The sequence below is a fragment of the Paenibacillus planticolens genome (genome assembly GCF_013141725.1).
In the GTDB taxonomy this organism is placed as follows: Bacteria; Bacillota; Bacilli; order Paenibacillales; family NBRC-103111; genus Paenibacillus_E; species Paenibacillus_E planticolens.
This window is the reverse complement of sequence record NZ_WHNZ01000084.1, coordinates 51,433-67,737: the sequence shown is the minus strand read 5'-3', so window position 1 is coordinate 67,737 and position 16,305 is coordinate 51,433. Positions and strand designations below refer to the sequence as shown.

Annotated in this window: 14 protein-coding genes and 1 tRNA gene; 8 read left to right on the top strand and 7 right to left on the bottom strand. The window is 49.6% G+C overall.

Features of this window, described 5'->3' with window-relative positions; all coding sequences use genetic code 11:
• Nucleotides 1-22 precede the first annotated feature (22 nt).
• Nucleotides 23-96: transfer RNA gene (locus GC097_RS32025), tRNA-Pro, on the top strand.
• 66 nt (nucleotides 97-162) lie between these two features.
• Here GC097_RS32025 and GC097_RS32020 read toward each other — a convergent pair.
• A complete protein-coding gene (locus tag GC097_RS32020) occupies nucleotides 163-735 on the bottom strand; it encodes a DUF1697 domain-containing protein (protein WP_171687317.1) in 573 nt (190 codons plus the stop codon).
• Nucleotides 736-1,177: 442 nt separating this feature from the next.
• Between GC097_RS32020 and GC097_RS32015 the strand changes: the two genes are divergently transcribed.
• The 6 genes from GC097_RS32015 (at nucleotide 1,178) to GC097_RS31990 (ending at nucleotide 9,760) form a co-directional block, all read left to right on the top strand.
• Entirely contained in the window at nucleotides 1,178-2,095 is a 918-nt protein-coding gene (locus GC097_RS32015; protein WP_171687316.1) for an HD-GYP domain-containing protein, read from the top strand.
• Nucleotides 2,096-2,134: 39 nt separating this feature from the next.
• A complete protein-coding gene (locus GC097_RS32010) occupies nucleotides 2,135-3,025 on the top strand; it encodes a diguanylate cyclase (protein WP_171687315.1) in 891 nt (296 codons plus the stop codon).
• A gap of 36 nt (nucleotides 3,026-3,061) precedes the next feature.
• Nucleotides 3,062-4,846 (top strand): GAF domain-containing sensor histidine kinase, encoded by a 1,785-nt coding sequence (locus GC097_RS32005; RefSeq protein WP_171687314.1) that lies wholly within the window; start codon nucleotides 3,062-3,064, stop codon nucleotides 4,844-4,846.
• Between the two features lie 5 nt (nucleotides 4,847-4,851).
• Complete coding sequence (locus GC097_RS32000) at nucleotides 4,852-6,513, top strand: thiamine pyrophosphate-binding protein (RefSeq protein WP_171687313.1); 1,662 nt, start codon at nucleotides 4,852-4,854, stop codon at nucleotides 6,511-6,513.
• 149 nt (nucleotides 6,514-6,662) lie between these two features.
• On the top strand, nucleotides 6,663-7,541 hold the full coding sequence (locus tag GC097_RS31995) for an aldo/keto reductase (protein WP_171687312.1): 879 nt from the start codon (nucleotides 6,663-6,665) through the stop codon (nucleotides 7,539-7,541).
• 224 nt (nucleotides 7,542-7,765) lie between these two features.
• Complete coding sequence (locus GC097_RS31990) at nucleotides 7,766-9,760, top strand: transglycosylase domain-containing protein (RefSeq protein ID WP_171687311.1); 1,995 nt, start codon at nucleotides 7,766-7,768, stop codon at nucleotides 9,758-9,760.
• A 39-nt stretch (nucleotides 9,761-9,799) separates the two neighbouring features.
• On the opposite strand, the gene GC097_RS31985 is transcribed toward GC097_RS31990, so the two are convergent.
• Nucleotides 9,800-10,780, bottom strand: coding sequence for a hypothetical protein (locus tag GC097_RS31985; RefSeq protein ID WP_171687310.1), 981 nt, complete (start codon nucleotides 10,778-10,780; stop codon nucleotides 9,800-9,802).
• A 62-nt stretch (nucleotides 10,781-10,842) separates the two neighbouring features.
• The gene (gene hprK, locus GC097_RS31980) at nucleotides 10,843-11,754 is read right to left on the bottom strand and encodes an HPr(Ser) kinase/phosphatase (protein ID WP_171687309.1); all 912 of its coding nucleotides are present in this window, start codon (nucleotides 11,752-11,754) and stop codon (nucleotides 10,843-10,845) included.
• Nucleotides 11,755-11,941: 187 nt separating this feature from the next.
• Here hprK and GC097_RS31975 point away from each other — a divergent pair, with 187 nt between their 5' ends.
• Nucleotides 11,942-12,211 (top strand): zinc ribbon domain-containing protein, encoded by a 270-nt coding sequence (locus tag GC097_RS31975; RefSeq protein ID WP_171687308.1) that lies wholly within the window; start codon nucleotides 11,942-11,944, stop codon nucleotides 12,209-12,211.
• Between the two features lie 96 nt (nucleotides 12,212-12,307).
• Here the strand turns inward: GC097_RS31975 and GC097_RS31970 are convergent, their stop codons facing one another.
• The 4 genes from GC097_RS31970 to GC097_RS31955 form a co-directional block, all read right to left on the bottom strand.
• Nucleotides 12,308-12,478: a hypothetical protein gene (locus tag GC097_RS31970; RefSeq protein WP_171687307.1), complete on the bottom strand. Its 171-nt coding sequence runs from the start codon at nucleotides 12,476-12,478 to the stop codon at nucleotides 12,308-12,310.
• A 149-nt stretch (nucleotides 12,479-12,627) separates the two neighbouring features.
• Nucleotides 12,628-14,019 carry a DUF4129 domain-containing protein gene (locus GC097_RS31965; protein WP_171687306.1) on the bottom strand — a complete coding sequence of 464 codons (1,392 nt, stop codon included), beginning with the start codon at nucleotides 14,017-14,019 and terminating at the stop codon, nucleotides 12,628-12,630.
• Nucleotides 13,979-15,133 (bottom strand): DUF58 domain-containing protein, encoded by a 1,155-nt coding sequence (locus GC097_RS31960; protein WP_171687305.1) that lies wholly within the window; start codon nucleotides 15,131-15,133, stop codon nucleotides 13,979-13,981. Before GC097_RS31960 ends, GC097_RS31965 begins: the two co-directional genes overlap by 41 nt.
• A gap of 3 nt (nucleotides 15,134-15,136) precedes the next feature.
• Nucleotides 15,137-16,093 carry an AAA family ATPase gene (locus GC097_RS31955; RefSeq protein ID WP_171687304.1) on the bottom strand — a complete coding sequence of 319 codons (957 nt, stop codon included), beginning with the start codon at nucleotides 16,091-16,093 and terminating at the stop codon, nucleotides 15,137-15,139.
• Nucleotides 16,094-16,305: the final 212 nt, after the last annotated feature.

Genomic DNA, 16,305 nt, shown 5'->3' with positions numbered 1-16,305 from the left:
TTTATCAAGCAACATCATATATCGGGACGTAGCTCAGCTTGGTAGAGCACCTGCTTTGGGAGCAGGGGGTCGCATGTTCAAATCGTGTCGTCCCGATCCATAGGAAGCATAATCTAACAGTAGATTTACTGAGAGATTATGCTTCTTTTTATGCTGTATGGATTAAGGACGAGCAGGGTCAGCCATCGCGTTTGCTAACGCAACAAGCTTACTTAACGTCTTCCAATTTCGTACGGTTGCAGGAACATCCAGCTTGGTAAGGTTATTGGCCAGTTTAGATTTTAAAATGCTGTGCCGATACAGCAGGTACACCTCTCTGCCATTCGCTCGGAGCTGGTCATTGTCTGTTTGGTAAACTTCAAGTTTCGCCAAGCTTTCTTTTGACGGTTCCTTAGGCAGGAAGGCGACATATAGGCATTCAGCGTCGGACATGGACTCTGCTTCAGCAATTTCTTCTGCAGAGAACGGGCATTTCGCGGCAATGAGGTTTAGTTCCTCCGCCGTTCTCAAAATAGCGGCTAACGATATGTGAAAAACGGCTTCTATCTCACTCTCGATCCGTTTGCGCAGAGACTCTTCATCCTCATTCGATTCGAACAAAATATTGCCGCTTTGGATATAGGTTTGAACGCGAAGCAGCCCCATCTGCTCGAATGTGCTTTTTAATTCAGCCATTTTGATAATATTTTTCCCGCCTACATTAATGCCTCGTAATAACGCGATGTAGATCGCCATTCATCTCACTTCTTTCTTGTTAATATACAGCAGTGTCTTCAACCAATATCCATACTTTACCACAGTTTGATGGCTGTCATCCTAAGCCTTTTCAAGATAGAATGTAATGGGAACGTCTTCATATATGTCGAAAGTCCCTTTTATCAATGAAAGCAAGCCGCACAAGGGCTCATAATGTGTGAGAATCTGACTAGTTAAATAAAAAAATAATAAAATTATGGAAAAAATTATTTATAATAGAGGAGATTCTCCTTAATAAGAAGAACTAGTACTAATTAAATTGTCGGGGCAGTCTACTTGAGAAGAATAAGAGGTAACATCTATGCAGAATTCATTGTTTTTCAAGAATGTGATAAATTCTGATTCCATCTTCGAATCGATCGGCCAATTGAATGATATCGCAAAAAAATCAATTGGTTGTGAACATATCTCTCTTTTTCTAATGGATGAGAAACACCAGATTACCCCAGCGTCTTACTCGGTGAATATTAGTACAGCGGTCATGGAACAGTTAAAGTACATAGTTCTCCAAACGCAATTTTTTTCCACGATGCCCGAAGGTTACCGTTTGTCGGTGTATGAGACAGATGGAGTGCTTCGAGAGTATCTTTTCAAATCCAGATACCAATGTATCTACGGATTTCACATAAAGCACGGCCCTTCGTACGGCGCCCTACTATTCTCATTTCCATCGGATACCCGACTGAATGACGATCAATTGCAATTATGCAATCTCATTAAACTGCACATGGAACAATTGATTAAAAAAATACAATTCCGCAAGCAAGTACTGAAGCAGCAGGCATACGAAAGTCTTTTTAACACACTTAGAGTCAAAGACAGTTTTACGGTCGATCATTGCTATAATGTTGCTTTTTATTCTACGCTGCTTGGTGCGAAAGCCGGTGTAAGCGAAGCTGAATTGGAATCTCTGAAGCTGGGAGCTCTGCTGCACGATGTTGGCAAATTGGCGATTCCCGATCATATTCTCATGAAGCCTGGCCGGCTAACGGACGATGAATTTAATGTCATTCGCCAACATCCTGTGATTGGATTCGAGCTGCTGAAGGAGCTGCCGGAAGTCGAGCATCTTCTGCCGATGATAAGGTGGCATCATGAGCGAATGGATGGGAGGGGCTATCCGGATCAAGTGAGCGGCGAGGATATCCCTTATCTTGTGCGTATTGTTAGTATCGCCGATGCTTTCGACGCCATGACATCTACGAGGGTGTATCGGAATTCGCTTCATGTGCATGAGGTGAGAGAGCAGCTGCTTACCCATTCGGGCAAACAATTTGACGAGAAATTAGTGCGAATTTTCTTGAGCATCATCGATGAGCAAATGCAAATGGATGGCTAAACGGAACACTATTATCGAAATGAAAGATGGGATAGCTGAATGAACGGTCGTATTCTTATCATCGATGATGAACCTCATAATTTAAACATACTTCGTATCTTTTTGAATTCGTTGCACTATGAAATTTTCACCGTTGAAGATGGTAAAGAAGCTATAGCGATGGTCAAAGAAATTATGCCTGATCTGATTTTGTTGGATGTCATGATGCCTGAAATTACGGGATTTGAGATATGCAAACAATTAATCGGAGAAGCTGATTTTGACACGCCTATTATTTTCTTGTCCGCCAATGCGCAGAAAGAAGACATTTTACAAGGATTACGCCTAGGGGCCGTTGATTATTTGACAAAGCCTTTTGATCTGGATGTGCTGGAACGGAAAGTTGAAATCGCCCTCCATCAAAAAGCGAAGATAAAGAACCTAAAGAAAGACAATAAGCAGCTAGCCAAGCTTGTTTATGTGGATGCATTAACAGGCTTATATAATCGGGCTTATCTTGATATTACCATTCGTATGATCAAAGAGGGGAACAAGCAATTCCAAGCCGCTATGATGGTGGATATGGATTATTTTAAGGATATTAATGATAATTTCGGCCATTTGGTTGGAGATCAGGTCCTGCGGGAAGTTGCCACGATCATACTGTCCAAGATTTCTTCCGAGCGCGATTTAGCGTTTCGATATGGCGGGGATGAGTATTTGGTCTTGCTTCAGAATGAAGAGAACTGTGTTGAAATAGCGGATAGTATCATTAAAGCGGTAGACAGCTTAAAGGTCAGCCTTGCACCTAATAAGTCGCAAGTGTTTTCAGTGAGTATCGGACTAACTAAAAATTTCGATCCAACCTGTTTTGAGCAAATCATTACACAAGCTGATTCTGCACTACTCGGAGCTAAAAACAGTGGAAGACATCAAATAAAGATTCGCTAATTAAAGGAGAATGAGGGAAGCATGGTCATGGAGCTTATGAGTTTTCAAAAATTGTTTCAGATGACGAAAGTCATAAATTCGCAGTTTGAGCTGTCAGAAATTTTGCAAGTTTTCGTAGACGCGATTGCCGGTGAGATTACGCAGGCGGATTTGGTTGGTTTTTTCTTAAAGCAGCCCGATGGTACGTTTAAAGGAGATAAAGGCAATAAATTACCTGTAGATATAACGGAATTGTTGATTGATCCTAAGGAGGATGAGTTCGTAAGAGATATTCTGCGCAACCAATCCAGCGACTATATATCGGATACGAGTGTAGACCTGCGTTTGGATCAGTCCAAAAGACAGCTGCTGAAAATAAAATCCATCCTCGGTATTCCCGTCATTGTCGATAATGAGGTGTTCGGTCTTGTTTTCGTCCATGATTTCGGTAAGCCGATGAATATTACACCGGAGCAGATGGAAGTTACCGAAGCATTCGTTAATATGGCCAGTGTGGCTATTCGCAATATCCGGATGTTCGAACAGCGCCAACTGCTGATGGAGAAGCAGCAGCTTCTTCTCGATGCGACGAAAGCTTTATCGGAATCTTTGTCCGTCAAAGATGTGCTCAACACGTTTTTCCATTACATGCGCAAAGCAAGCGGATCGAAAGATATCGGAATTCATTTGTACAATGAAAAAGAGCACACGATTGAGCCCTACCAGTTGTCTTCGGAAAATGTGACGATGGACGAATGGAAGGTGAAGCATCGCGAGGTCAAGTTAACGATTGAAAACGACCGGCTGTTGTATGAAGTCATCACGGAGAAAAAGTCAGCCGCCATCGAGGACGTTTATGCAGATCCACGGCCTAATCATAAAGCGTTCGTTTCCTTTGATATCAAAAGTATCATGGTGTTCCCGCTTGTAGCCAAAGGCTCCGTGTACGGCGTTGTGGCGATTCCGTCCATCGGCAAGCAGCGGAAATATGAAGCCAGCCTTCTGGAGTTCTGCCAGTCTATTTCGGATGCGACAGCAACAGCGTTATCCAATGCGCAGCATACCGAGACGTTAGACCACTCCGTGCATGAGCGTTCCATTGAGCTGCAGCAAGCCAACTTTAAGCTGGAAGGCCTGGTCCGTGAGCTGGAGCATCTGAATGAGCTCAAAAGCGATTTCATCGCGACATTGTCACATGAGCTGCGCACGCCGATTACAGCGGTCAAAGGATCTGTTGATATTCTTGGAAAAGGCATTCTAGGAGACCTTAACGAATCGCAGAAGGATTTGCTGGATATTGCCGCCAAGTCCATCGACCGTTTGCTTGATCAGGTGAATGAGCTGCTCGATTTTGCCAAAATGGAGAACGGCAAATTCGAATTGATGTACACCGAAGCGGACTTTAACGAAATTGTGAAGGAATCCGTTCATATTGTGCAGTCGCTGATTAATAAAAAGAAATTGGTTCTAGTCGTCGAGACAGAATCGGAAATCGATAGCGTCGTCAGAGTCGATAAACAGCGTATCCTGCAAATTTTGCTTAATTTGCTTTCCAATGCGATTAAATTCACGCCACCGCTGGGTGTAATTACGATAAAAACGAAATTCGAGGATAATTTGCTTACCGTGGAAGTGCACGATAACGGAATTGGGATCCCTCTTGAAAAGCAGAAAAATATTTTCACAAAATTTTATCAAGCGAATAACCAAATCAATGGAACAGGTCTCGGACTGGCGATTTCTAAGCAGTTGATCGAGCTGCACGGCGGTCGTATTTGGTTCGATAGCAGCGAAGGCCAAGGTTCAGTATTTAAATTCACACTACCTACCGGAAAGGAGTAAAGACAATGCGGGCGATTGAAGTAGGATTGAGGTTTCTTGTACAGCAAGGAGTTAAATACGTATTCGGTATTCCGGCGGGTTCAATCAATGCTATCTATGACGCCCTTGTGGATATTCCGGAGCTTAAGCCAATTGTAGCCAAGCACGAAAATAGTTCCGGTTATATGGCAGGTTCTTACACAAGAATTACCGGCATTCCGTCGCTTTGCGTCGCCTCCAGCGGACCGGGAGCGACGAATCTGGTAACCCCGGCTGCGAACGCTTGGAAACAGAAACTGCCTGTTATTTTTATCACGGGATCGGTCCCCTCCACAAAGCTGGGCAAGGGTGGCGCGCAAGAGCTGTATGCGGAGCCGATTTTTGCTTCGATCACGAAGATGAGCCGGACTGTGCTCGATGCCCATAAGCTGCCGGAGATTTTGGCGGAGGCTTACCATACTGCGATTAGCGGTGTGCCGGGTCCTGTTCATTTGGCCATTCCGATCGACATTCAAATGACAGATATCGGAGATAGAGAGCTTCCGGTGCTGCCCCCTGTGCAGCAGCCTGTTATGGATTTGGCGGCCGTGAAGGCGGCTGCGCAGCGTATCAAGGCTGCAGGCTCCCGTGGGGCTATTTTGCTCGGAAACGGGGCTAAAGCAGCCTCTGACAGCATCGTGCCATTGGCTGAAAGACTTGGTTGGGGCGTAGCGACAACGCCTCGCGGCAAAGGGGCTTTCCCGGACAACCATCCGCTGTCCTTAGGTGGATACGGCCTTTCAGCGAGTCCGAAGGCAAGCGACTATTTGAATGGCGGCAGCCACGAAGTGCTGCTTATTATCGGCTCAAGCCTAGGAGAGCTGGCGACAAGCAATTGGGAGCCGCGCTTAGTTGCAGGACGAGAGCTTATTCACATCGATTACGATCAAAACGAGCTTGGAAAATGCTACGAAACGGCTTATCCGGTGCATGGTGAAATTAAGCAGGTCATCGCGGAGCTTCTTGATCAGCTGTCGGAAGATGGACTGGAGGATGAAGAGACTGTCAGCGATGCCTTCGCCGGTTTGGCAGAAGCTGCCGCCGCATCCGAACAGGTGGAGGAGAAATGGAATACGCGGTCTGCCATTCGCAGTCTTAGCGCTGCTGCGCCGAAAAATACCCGATTCTTCCTGGATATCGGCGAATTCATGACCTACTCGATTCAAAATGTAGGGATCGAAAGCGGCCAAGAATTCGACATCGACATCAATTTCGGAGGCATGGGCTCCGGACTAGGCGGAGTCATTGGCGCGCAACTGGCCGAGCCGAACAGGCCGACGATTTGTATCACAGGCGACGGCTGCTTCTTCATGCATGGTTTAGAAGTACTGACTGCGAAGGAGTATCAGCTTCCGATCCTTTTTGTGGTCATCAATAACGCCCGTTTGGGGATGGTCTATCACGGTCATATGCTGCAGTACAAACGTTGTCTCGATGACTTCTCGCAAGAGCGGGTAAGTATCGCCGGGATTGCCAAGTCCCTGGGATTGCGCCATGCAGAGATTACATCGCTTGATCAATTACAGAGTGAGCATGTGACAGAGTGGCTATCTCATGGCGTTCCGGTTGTTGTAGAAGTGATTGTGGACGGGAACGAAATTCCTCCTATGGGGGAGAGAGTGAAGTTTTTGCAAGGAGCAACGTACTAATTGGAGTTTAAGCTTTTGGGTGCTAGCATTAGCCGGTATCCGAGGGCTTTTTCTTTTTGCCGTGTAAAAGGGGGAGACGATTGTATTCTAGGTTCTGGAAATGATATGGTTAAAGGGAGCAAGGACAATAAGGAAGGAGCGCTTCATCCATGTTGAAACGAACGATAGGTCGTTTGAATTACGAAAGCTCAGTCGTTATGTTTGGTGCTGCAAGTCTTGGCAATGTGAAGCAGGAGGAAGCGGACGCATCGATTGCGTATGCCCTGCAGCATGGGGTGAACCATTTCGATACAGCCGCCAGCTATGGCGATGCTGAGTTGCGCATGGGGCCTACGATTAGCCAAGTGCGCGGAGAGATTTTTCTGGCTACGAAAACGGGACAAAGATCGAAAAAGGAAGCTAAGGAAGAGATCTATCGCTCCTTGGAGCTAATGAAAGTAGACTCCGTTGATTTACTTCAGTTGCATGCCGTGGGCACCATGGAAGAGCTGGACCGCTGTACGGAGAAGGGCGGTGCGTTGGAAGCCGTTTTGGAAGCGAAAGCGGAAGGCATCGTCAAGGAAATAGGCATTACCGGCCACGGGCATGAGGCGCCAATCGTCCATCTGGAAGCGTTACATAGATTTCCCTTCGCGACGGTACTGCTGCCTCTGAATTATTACATGTACAGCATACCGAAGTATCGTGAGGCTTTCGATGCTCTGATGGAAGAGGCCGGCAAGCAGCAAGCGGCTGTCCGAGTCATTAAAGCCATCGCGAAGGCGCCATGGGCCGAAGGGCAGGAGCGTCCATATGCGACGTGGTATGAGCCGTTCGATCAGCAGCAGATTATTGATGCTTGCGTGCATTTTGTGCTTTCATTCCCTGGGATATGCGGGTTCGCCAGCGCCGGGGATATTCATTTGTTCCCTAAAATCGTCGATGCCGTCGAGCGGTACGGCTCTATGAAGGATGAAGAAGCCGAGCGCATCCTGAGCGGGATCAGCGGGTATACGTCGGTGTTCGGAGCGCCGACTTCGATTGCATAGTATAGAAACGCGTTTTCCCCATTGGGGAGGGCGCGTTTTTGTTTTTTGGAGCGGAGAGGGTACGCGAGAGGTCGAAAAAGGCCGTCACCCACCCGGAAGGCCTGCATTAACGCTGCATCGCCCTCCAAAGGCATGCACAAATTGACATGAAATGGACTCTTTTATGCGTCGCTAACTTTAGGTAAAGAACGAATACCTATAGCGAACGTAAGGGGGAAGGTAAGATGATTAAACGATTGTGGACGAGTAAAAGGTTCTGGTTAATAAGTTTGACTGTGCTCCTGGCTGGCGGATTAGCTGTATTCGCAACTTGTTATTCTTACATAAGCGGGCTCGATGTTTCGAAATTAAATCAGCCGCTGCCGGAAGCGACGCTTGTGTTAGACAAGAACGGCAAAGCGGCGGCACAGCTTTCTGCTTCGAAGATCGATCCTGTGCCAATCGCGCAGATGCCGAAAGTGCTTACAGATGCCGTTGTGGCTGTGGAAGATCGGAGATTCTACTCGCATACGGGCATTGATTTCCAATCTATTTTGCGTGCGGTGGCTCGCGATGTCGTGCGGGGCAGCTATTCGGAAGGCGCTAGCACGATTACACAGCAGTTGGCGCGCAATCTTTTTCTCAACGCAGACAAAACAGTGGGGCGCAAATTGCGGGAGGCAGCGTACGCGATCAAAATCGATACGACTTACAGCAAAGATGAAATTTTGGAAATGTATCTGAACAGCATTTATTTTGGGGAAGGCAGCTGGGGTGTGCAGGGGGCGGCTAAAACCTATTTTAATAAAAACGTACAGGATTTAACCTTGCCAGAGGCAGCGGTTCTTGCCGCTCTGCCAAAGGCGCCGAGCCGGTACTCGCCTTTTCAGGATGAAGCGCATGCATTGGAACGCAGGAATACGGTGCTGCTCTTGATGCGCGATGAAGGGAAAATTACGCCGCAGGATTACGAAAAGGCTAAAACTGCTGCGATCGGTGTCGTGAAATCCGAAGGCAATGATCTGAAAGGCAGATACCCCGCATATGTCGATGCGGTCATTAATGAAGCTGTTCACGTGTATGGCTTCACGGAAGAACAGCTGCTGACGGGCGGCTTACACATTACAACAGAGCTGGACCCTGCCGTGCAAAATGCGGTAACAGAAGTTTACAAGGAGGATAGTCTCTTTCCCGAGAGCAAGCCGGACCAGCTCATCCAGAGCGGGGCTGCAATTGTCGATCAGCGGACAGGAGGCGTTCGTGCTTTGGCAGGGGGACGAGGAGAAAGCGTCTTTCGCGGATTCAGTCACGCTACACAGCTGAAGCGGCAGCCGGGGTCTTCTTTTAAGCCTATTGTGGTGTATGGCCCCGCGCTCGAGCAAGGCTACAAGCCATTCTCCACCTTGTACGACGGTCCCCTCAATATTGAAGGTTATCAGCCCCAAGATTGGGATCATCAAACGCGGGGACAGGTGACGATGCAGGAGGCGGTTGTTTCTTCCTGGAATGTGCCGGCCGTGTGGCTTCTTCACGAGATCGGCATTGATCGGGGCTTGCAATTCGCCAAATCGCTGGGCATCACGCTGCCAGCTCAGGATCGTCAGCTTGGCATTGCGCTAGGTGGGCTGTCCGAGGGAGTGTCACCGCTCCAAATGGCGCAGGGCTTCAGTGCTTTTGCCGCTAAAGGAGACTTTCATGAAGCTCATACGATTACGAAAATAGAAACAAGCAACGGACATTTGCTAGTTCAAGCTGCTAAAAAGGGTGTGCAAGTGATGAAGCCCGAGACGGCCTATGCGATGACATCGATGCTCCAAGTCGCTGTGCAGCAGGGGACAGGGAAGAATGCTGCGATGAACCGCCCTGTTGCAGGAAAATCGGGGACCACTCAACTGCCGCAGACGAAGGAGTTCGAGGGCATAAGCAGCGGCAGCGCCAAGGATGCCTGGTTTGTGGGGTATACCCCGGAGCTGACGGCTGCCATTTGGGTCGGGTATGACCGAACAGACAAAACGCATTATTTAACAACGTCCGGCGGTGCTGTGCCAGCTGTCTTATTTCGGGAAATTATGAACCGGGCGTTAGCTCAAACACCTGTTGTTCCGTTCGATATGCCGATCGTGGGGCAGGAGGCAGCCTCATCTGTCTCCAATGCGTCTCCGGTGAAACCAGAGAAGGAGGACAAAAAACCTCCCGGACGCGGAAACGGACACGGCAAGGGAAAGAAAGACAAAGACTAATAAAAAAGCCGCCGGCCCCTAAGGGGTCGGACGGCTTTTTTAATCATCGTGATGACCGTTGCTGCGCGCTTTATCTTTCGTTTTAGGATCATCTTTGCCATGCTGCTTGTTATTGTTATCGCCTTGACGATCATCTTTACGGTCGTCTTTATGATCTTGTTTATCTTCTTTATTTTCTTTAACTTCTTTATCTTCTTTACGATCTTCTTTCGGTTTGTTTGGAACGTTCTGCTGCATCTGGGCTTGCTGCTGCTCCCACTTCGTTTTCATACTGACATGTAATTTGCTCACATCCAAGTTGTACTGCTTGGCAAGCAGACCTGCGATTTTTTGCTCAGCATTGGGTGATTTGAGATCAATAGAAGCCAACAGCTTCTGAATCCACTGGGCAGCTTCATCACCTTTAAGGTGAATCATGCCGGCGTCCTCAGGCTTAATGCTGAGATCGTAAGTAGTGCCGCTTGCCGCACCTTTGGATTGCCCAATGTGCAGCTTGAAATGCTTCCCATCGACGTTAAGATCGATGCCTTGCAAGCCGGGATAAATGCTTTTATCCGGTGGAGAGGACGGCATTGCTTGGGGGTCCGGTTTCTGTGTCGCCGGTGCAGGCACCTGGTTCTGGGCAGCTGCCGGGGGCTGCGTCGGCTCCGGTGCAGCAGAAGCAGAAGCTGATGAAGTCGGTGATGGTACAGGCTCGCTGGCCGCAGGTGAAGACGCTTTGACATAGGCGGCCTGCTGCTTGCTGTTCACGATTATTTCGATCTGATCGCCTGCTTTCAAGTCGGTTAGCAGCGCTTTTTCATCGTTGCGGTAGACCCATACCGATTTAGCTAAGGGCACCGATTGATCCCCATTCTCCGTAGTTAGGGTGACAGCATCCGAACTAACGGATTTGAAAGCTCCTTTGACCGAAGTAGAAATAGCTGAGTTGGACGAAGTTGACGCATAGGCTGTCCACCCGCAGACCATTAAAGCCACCAAAGTAATGGAAATAATAATCAATGGTAATTTTTTGCGCATAAGAATACACCTCCATTAACAGCTTTCGGTCTAGCAAGCTGTTTTGGGGCGGTACTCGGTATTCAGGATTCGCTCTGCAGGCGCTGCATGAACTCTTCAGCCGCACTGTATCCTTGCTGGCGCAAATACCAGCTGTTAGCCGCCGCTTCAACAAGACCGGCAACATCCCGTCCAGGCTGGAGTTGGATTTCGATATGCGGAATTTTGATATCCATATAGTCCGTGAAAGAAGGCTCAAGCTCCAAATCGTTGTTGAGCGCATGCTCCTGCCACTGGGTCAGCTCAATATCAAGCACGATCCGCGTTTCATCTTGGAAAGCCTTGCGGCCGTAGAGACGCGATACGTTAATAAGCCCAATGCTGCGAAGCGCCAGGAATTCCTTGGTCTTCCCGTTATGCGTGCCCAGAAGCGTCTCCGGACTGATCTTTTTCAGCACCACAATATCATCGGCAACGAGGCGGTGACCCCGGCGGATCAAGGTGTGGGCGGTTTCGCTTTTGCCAACCCCGGATTTGCCGCGCAGCAGAATACCGATCCCCGATACGTTGACGCAAACGCCGTGAACCGCAATCTCCTGAGCTAAGGCCTTGCTGAGAAATATATCAACAAGGTCCTGAAACTTGCTTGTAGTGGCGGGCGTTCGGAGAAGCGGAATACGTTCTTCCTCGCAGTATTTCGTTAAATATTTTAAGCCTTCTTGGTTTCTAGTGACGACGAAACAAGGCGGGTGATATTTGACAATATTGCCGATATGAAGATTTCTTTCATGCTCGCTGAGTTTGTGCAGATAAGTAATCTCTTTCCGCCCTAAGAGCTGCACGTGCTCTTGCGGAAAATATTCGAAATAGCCGACAAACTCGAGCCCGGGGCGATGCGCTTTTGTTTTGGTAATCGGACGGTGCAGTTCCGAGTGTCCGGCAAGTACTTCGAGCGAGAAACGCTGTGCTAAATCATTGACTGTGACGGGCTTCACAACTTGTCCCTCCTTCATAAAAATGTACACTTGTATATTTCGCCTGTAAGAGCTAAAATCCTCCTGTGAAAGCGCTTGAATTCAAGCTCCTCTGTCATTTGGACGGAAATCCTGTCAAATATGCATTGCTTTTGAAAGCTGCCTTGGTATGATAGGAATATGAAGCTAATGAGGAGGTACGACAAACATGGATGCTGTTTATAAAAACTGCCAAAGCTGCGGAATGCCCTTGGCGCGCGATGAACAAGGCGGAGGAACGGAGAAATCAGGCGCGAAGAGCAAGGTTTATTGCAGTCATTGTTATCAAAAAGGCGAATTCACGCAGCCTGATATGACTGCCCCGGAAATGAAGGAGCTTGTGAAGCAGAAGATGGTGGAGTTCGGCTTTCCCCGGTTTTTGACAGGACTATTCACACGAAATATACATAAGCTGCAAAGATGGTCGGCGAACAAATAAAGGGCAGCAAACCAAACGGAAAAAGAAAAAGCCCGATGCAAAAATCGCATAGAGCAATGGCCAAATAAGTCGTTTCCTATGTTTATGTAAAAGCAGCTATCTGTTGAAGCCGCATTTTTTCGCAAGTGTTGGCCATGTCGAGAGAAACATGTTTTCCCACCGGTCTTCAGGCAATACCATGATCCATCTTGCGATTTGATCCAAGCCCATGTCACATAAAGTTTGAACGACTTCTTCTCTTTCACAGCTAGTTTTTAATGCTAACATCTCAAAACCACCTCATCAATTGTATTCAAACAATTATGCATATGCGGCGGCGAGACGGAATGTGACGATTTTTCATAAAAAAGTAAAGGGGGCCATGCAGTCAGATGCTGTACAGCCTCCTTTTTGGTTTACGGATTGGGCGAATTCGGCTATTTCAAGCGATTGCGAAGGCTGGGCTCGACCGATTGCAGCACCTGATCCAACTGGGCATCGGAAACTTCCGTTTCGCCGTACCGCACTTGGTTATAGGCCGAAGTAACGGCATGAACGGTCTCGAAAGGCAGCTGCCTTTCCTGGCTAAGATCTTTTTCCGTTTCGTTCGGGGTCATCGCTTCTTTAAACGTATACCCGCTATGTGCGGCCCGTTCGATCAAGAGACGGTAGAGAAAGCGGATGCGCTCCCGGTTGTTCGGCAAGAGCGACCATTTCTTCGCATAGCTCTTTTCTTTGTTCCTTCCCTTTTTCATTTGCTTCCACCACAGGCGCGGCAACCCTTTCCAATCGACAAGCGCTTCTTCTTCATCGATGAAGCCCTCGGATTCCATGTCTTTCCTGTTACTGAGAGAACGATTCATCAATCGTCTCAGGAACGCAGCCGCAGCAGGCACGAGCTTGGTTACAATCACATAAATGGCCAGGACGATTAAGGAGATGACAATCACATAGACGAAGACGACCTGGATAACGTGCAGCAAGGCGTCCAACCAGCCCGGCTCCGGGCTGTCAGCGGGAGGCAGGAGCGGCGGCGCAGCCGAAGCGCTCGGCTCCGGCGGTGCTTCCGCCGGAGGATCGGACTGCAGGAAACGCAGCAGCCATGCGATGGCAGCACGCAAACCGGCGACGATAGCCTGCCGAATCTGCTGGAAATAGGAAACAATAAATATAAGAATAATTAATGCGATTAACCAAATGCGGCTGGAGCGCTTCACAGTCTCCGATAGGGAGGAAGATGCCGCTCGCTCGTCGCCGGCTAATGTGGCGTATAGCAAGCCGTTGCGATGAAAAGCAAAGAAAAAGATGATCAGCGAGGCGAACCCGAGTCCGTTCAACCAGTCCATGTAAGGCTGAAAGACGGCTTGATGTCCCATAAGTGGAACGCCGACGAAATACACCGAACCTGCAACTGCAAAGGAGGCTCCGGGGAAGATGGCAAGCCAGCCGTCTCTCGTGCAGCGAATACCGCGGTAAGCAAGCAGCATGCCGACACCTCCACAGACCCAACTGTGCCAATTGTTCCCTTGAAAAAGGTAGGCTGCCGTAAAACCGGCCAATGCGCATCCTATAAGCTCGTAAATCTTGCGAGACAGCCATTTTATGCGACCCAAGAAGCTGCCTGCTGCGAAAACCAGCAAGAACTGCAAAATCAACTGCCAGAGAGGGAGCTCTGACAAATAAATATGCGCAGCCACCACAAGAGGCGAGAATAGAATGAGTTCGGCTGCAGCGAACAGGAGAGAGTACCCTAAGGCTTTGAGATAGGCACTCTTCTCCTTCTTCTCCTTATTGGCTTGCCGTGCTTTCACCTGAATCGGCGTTGACATCGGATGGACTCATCTCCTTTTCGTGCAGGTTTAGCAGTCCGTGCTGCAAAGGAACGATAAAGACGTTATGCCCCAATGCTTCAAGCCGCTGAATACTGTCTTCCAGCGCATCGGAAACGAAGGCGGTCAACAGGATGATATCCAAGACACTGCCTTCCTGCAGGATGCTCTCATCCAGAAAGTCGCTGCAGGAACGGGTGCAGGAGATCGCCAGCTTGGCCATCGTTTCGAACAGATACGCCAAATGCGGGTGACCGCCTGCAGGAGAGACGTGCACGGGAGTACCTGGCTGTCCCACGAGAGAGCCGTTGTAGCCGAAACCAACCGGAACGCCTTGGCTAATCGCATACTCGGCCAGTGTGGCGGCGTAGGACAAGCCTTTCTCCACGAGCTCAGGGTCGCTTACGGCATCCCACATGGTTTGGGTTATTTGGGTATTGACGATGATAAACAGCCTCGGGTCTGCTGTGAACTCCCGATTGTAGACCTGCAATCGCTGGCTGCGGGCGGTTGCCTTCCAGTGAATACTGTTCATCGTATCGCCGTAGCGATACTCCCGCACGCCGGATACGAGGAACGGGTCGGGCATGATCCAGCGCTTCACCGTGATGTCCCCTTGCCAGCGGCTCGATAGCAGCGGGATGTCATCCCGGCTTACCAAGCGAGGGTACACGAGAAGCTCCAAATCCAGGCGCTGGCTCATCGTCGCAGCCTGCATGCCGGCCAGATCTCCGATGGTAGCGGAAACGGTTTCAAGCTTATACCAGCCTCGTTTGGCGCAGATGACCTGGTGCCGCCTTACGATTCGGGTATACGGCATCAGGCTGAACAGACTGCGGTGATTCTGGAAAATGGCGCCGCTGCTTACCGCAAGATTGCTCATCTTCGCGAAATGAAGCCCGGCATGGATCGTGGATTCCAGGCGAAGCCAAGGAAGGGGCGTCAGCTTGCGGTTTTGAATCGTTTCGATCATTTCGATGCGATCCCCGGCATGACAGTGCGCTTGATTGAACGTACGTTTAAGCGTGAGACCGCGAAACCCCCAGCGGCTGAAAAGGGCATGCTGAAGAAGGAACAGCAGGGCGGCGATGAGCAGAATCCAGGAGATGCCCATTCGCTACCTCAGCTTCGCTTCCGTAGGCACGGGGGCAGCCGCAAGGATGCCAGCCAGCAGCGTCCGCACCTGCTGATCCTGCTGGCGCGACCGCGTTCGCAGCAGGATGCGGTGCGCCCAGACGGGCGCTGCCAGCGCCTTGATGTCATCCGGCAGCACATAGTCGCGGCCGCGAAGCGCCGCGTATACCTGCGCCGCCTTCATCAAGGCGCGCACGCCGCGCGGCGAGACGCCGAGCGCGGCATCCGCATGCGTGCGCGTAGCTTCCGCGAGCTGCACGAGGTACTGCAGCAGCTCGTCGCTGACGCGCACCTGCGTGAACAAGCGCTGCGCTTCGAGCAGCTCGGCGCGCCCTACAACCGGCAGCAGCTGATCCAGCGGATCTTGCTGCTGGTAGCGCTTTAAAATCTCAACCTGCTCCGCCGCGGACGGGTAGCCGAGCGACAGCTTCATCAAGAAGCGGTCTAGCTGGGCTTCCGGCAGCGGGAATGTCCCCTGATTCTCGACAGGGTTCTGCGTGGCGATGACGAGAAACGGCGCTTCGAGCGTGCGCGTTTCCCCGTCGATGCTCACTTGGCGCTCCTCCATGCTTTCCAGCAAGGAGGATTGTGTGCGCGGCGTTGCGCGGTTAATCTCATCGGCGAGCACGATGTGTGCGAATAAAGGTCCTGGGCGGAATTCGAATTCGCCCAGCTTTTGATTGTAAAAGTTAATGCCGCTAACATCCGAAGGCAGCAGGTCGGGCGTGAACTGGATGCGCTTCATCGTGCCGTCCAGGGAGCGGGCGAGCGCTTTAGCCAGCTGCGTCTTTCCGGTGCCCGGCACATCCTCCAGCAGCACATGCCCGGAAGCAATGAGGGCGATGACCAGCAATTCGACCGTATCCTCTTTGCCGATGATGACTTTGCCTACATTTTCTTGGATGAGCGAAGCGATTCGTCCTATTTGTGCGAAATCCAACGGCTGTTCCTCCTCGAATCATTCATGGGATTAAATGATATGTCAATGTGTACATAAGTGCTGTCTACCTTATCTTAACAGAGGGCAGGTGAAGATGACCATTACTTCCTGTCCTTTAACGTTCATTAATCCTGTTGTGTATTCCAAAGGCACTTAGTACAATATGGTTAAAAAAGGTTGCTACTAACTGCCAATTGGTCACTTTTCCATGC

Coding starts and splice junctions, on each gene's coding strand:
- GC097_RS32020 (WP_171687317.1), bottom strand. CDS start 735: ATGGCGATCTACATCGCGTTATTACGAGGCATTAATGTAGGCGGGAAA.
- GC097_RS32015 (WP_171687316.1), top strand. CDS start 1,178: ATGGATGAGAAACACCAGATTACCCCAGCGTCTTACTCGGTGAATATT.
- GC097_RS32010 (WP_171687315.1), top strand. CDS start 2,135: ATGAACGGTCGTATTCTTATCATCGATGATGAACCTCATAATTTAAAC.
- GC097_RS32005 (WP_171687314.1), top strand. CDS start 3,062: ATGAGTTTTCAAAAATTGTTTCAGATGACGAAAGTCATAAATTCGCAG.
- GC097_RS32000 (WP_171687313.1), top strand. CDS start 4,852: ATGCGGGCGATTGAAGTAGGATTGAGGTTTCTTGTACAGCAAGGAGTT.
- GC097_RS31995 (WP_171687312.1), top strand. CDS start 6,663: ATGTTGAAACGAACGATAGGTCGTTTGAATTACGAAAGCTCAGTCGTT.
- GC097_RS31990 (WP_171687311.1), top strand. CDS start 7,766: ATGATTAAACGATTGTGGACGAGTAAAAGGTTCTGGTTAATAAGTTTG.
- GC097_RS31985 (WP_171687310.1), bottom strand. CDS start 10,780: ATGCGCAAAAAATTACCATTGATTATTATTTCCATTACTTTGGTGGCT.
- GC097_RS31975 (WP_171687308.1), top strand. CDS start 11,942: ATGGATGCTGTTTATAAAAACTGCCAAAGCTGCGGAATGCCCTTGGCG.
- GC097_RS31970 (WP_171687307.1), bottom strand. CDS start 12,478: ATGTTAGCATTAAAAACTAGCTGTGAAAGAGAAGAAGTCGTTCAAACT.
- GC097_RS31965 (WP_171687306.1), bottom strand. CDS start 14,019: ATGTCAACGCCGATTCAGGTGAAAGCACGGCAAGCCAATAAGGAGAAG.
- GC097_RS31960 (WP_171687305.1), bottom strand. CDS start 15,133: ATGGGCATCTCCTGGATTCTGCTCATCGCCGCCCTGCTGTTCCTTCTT.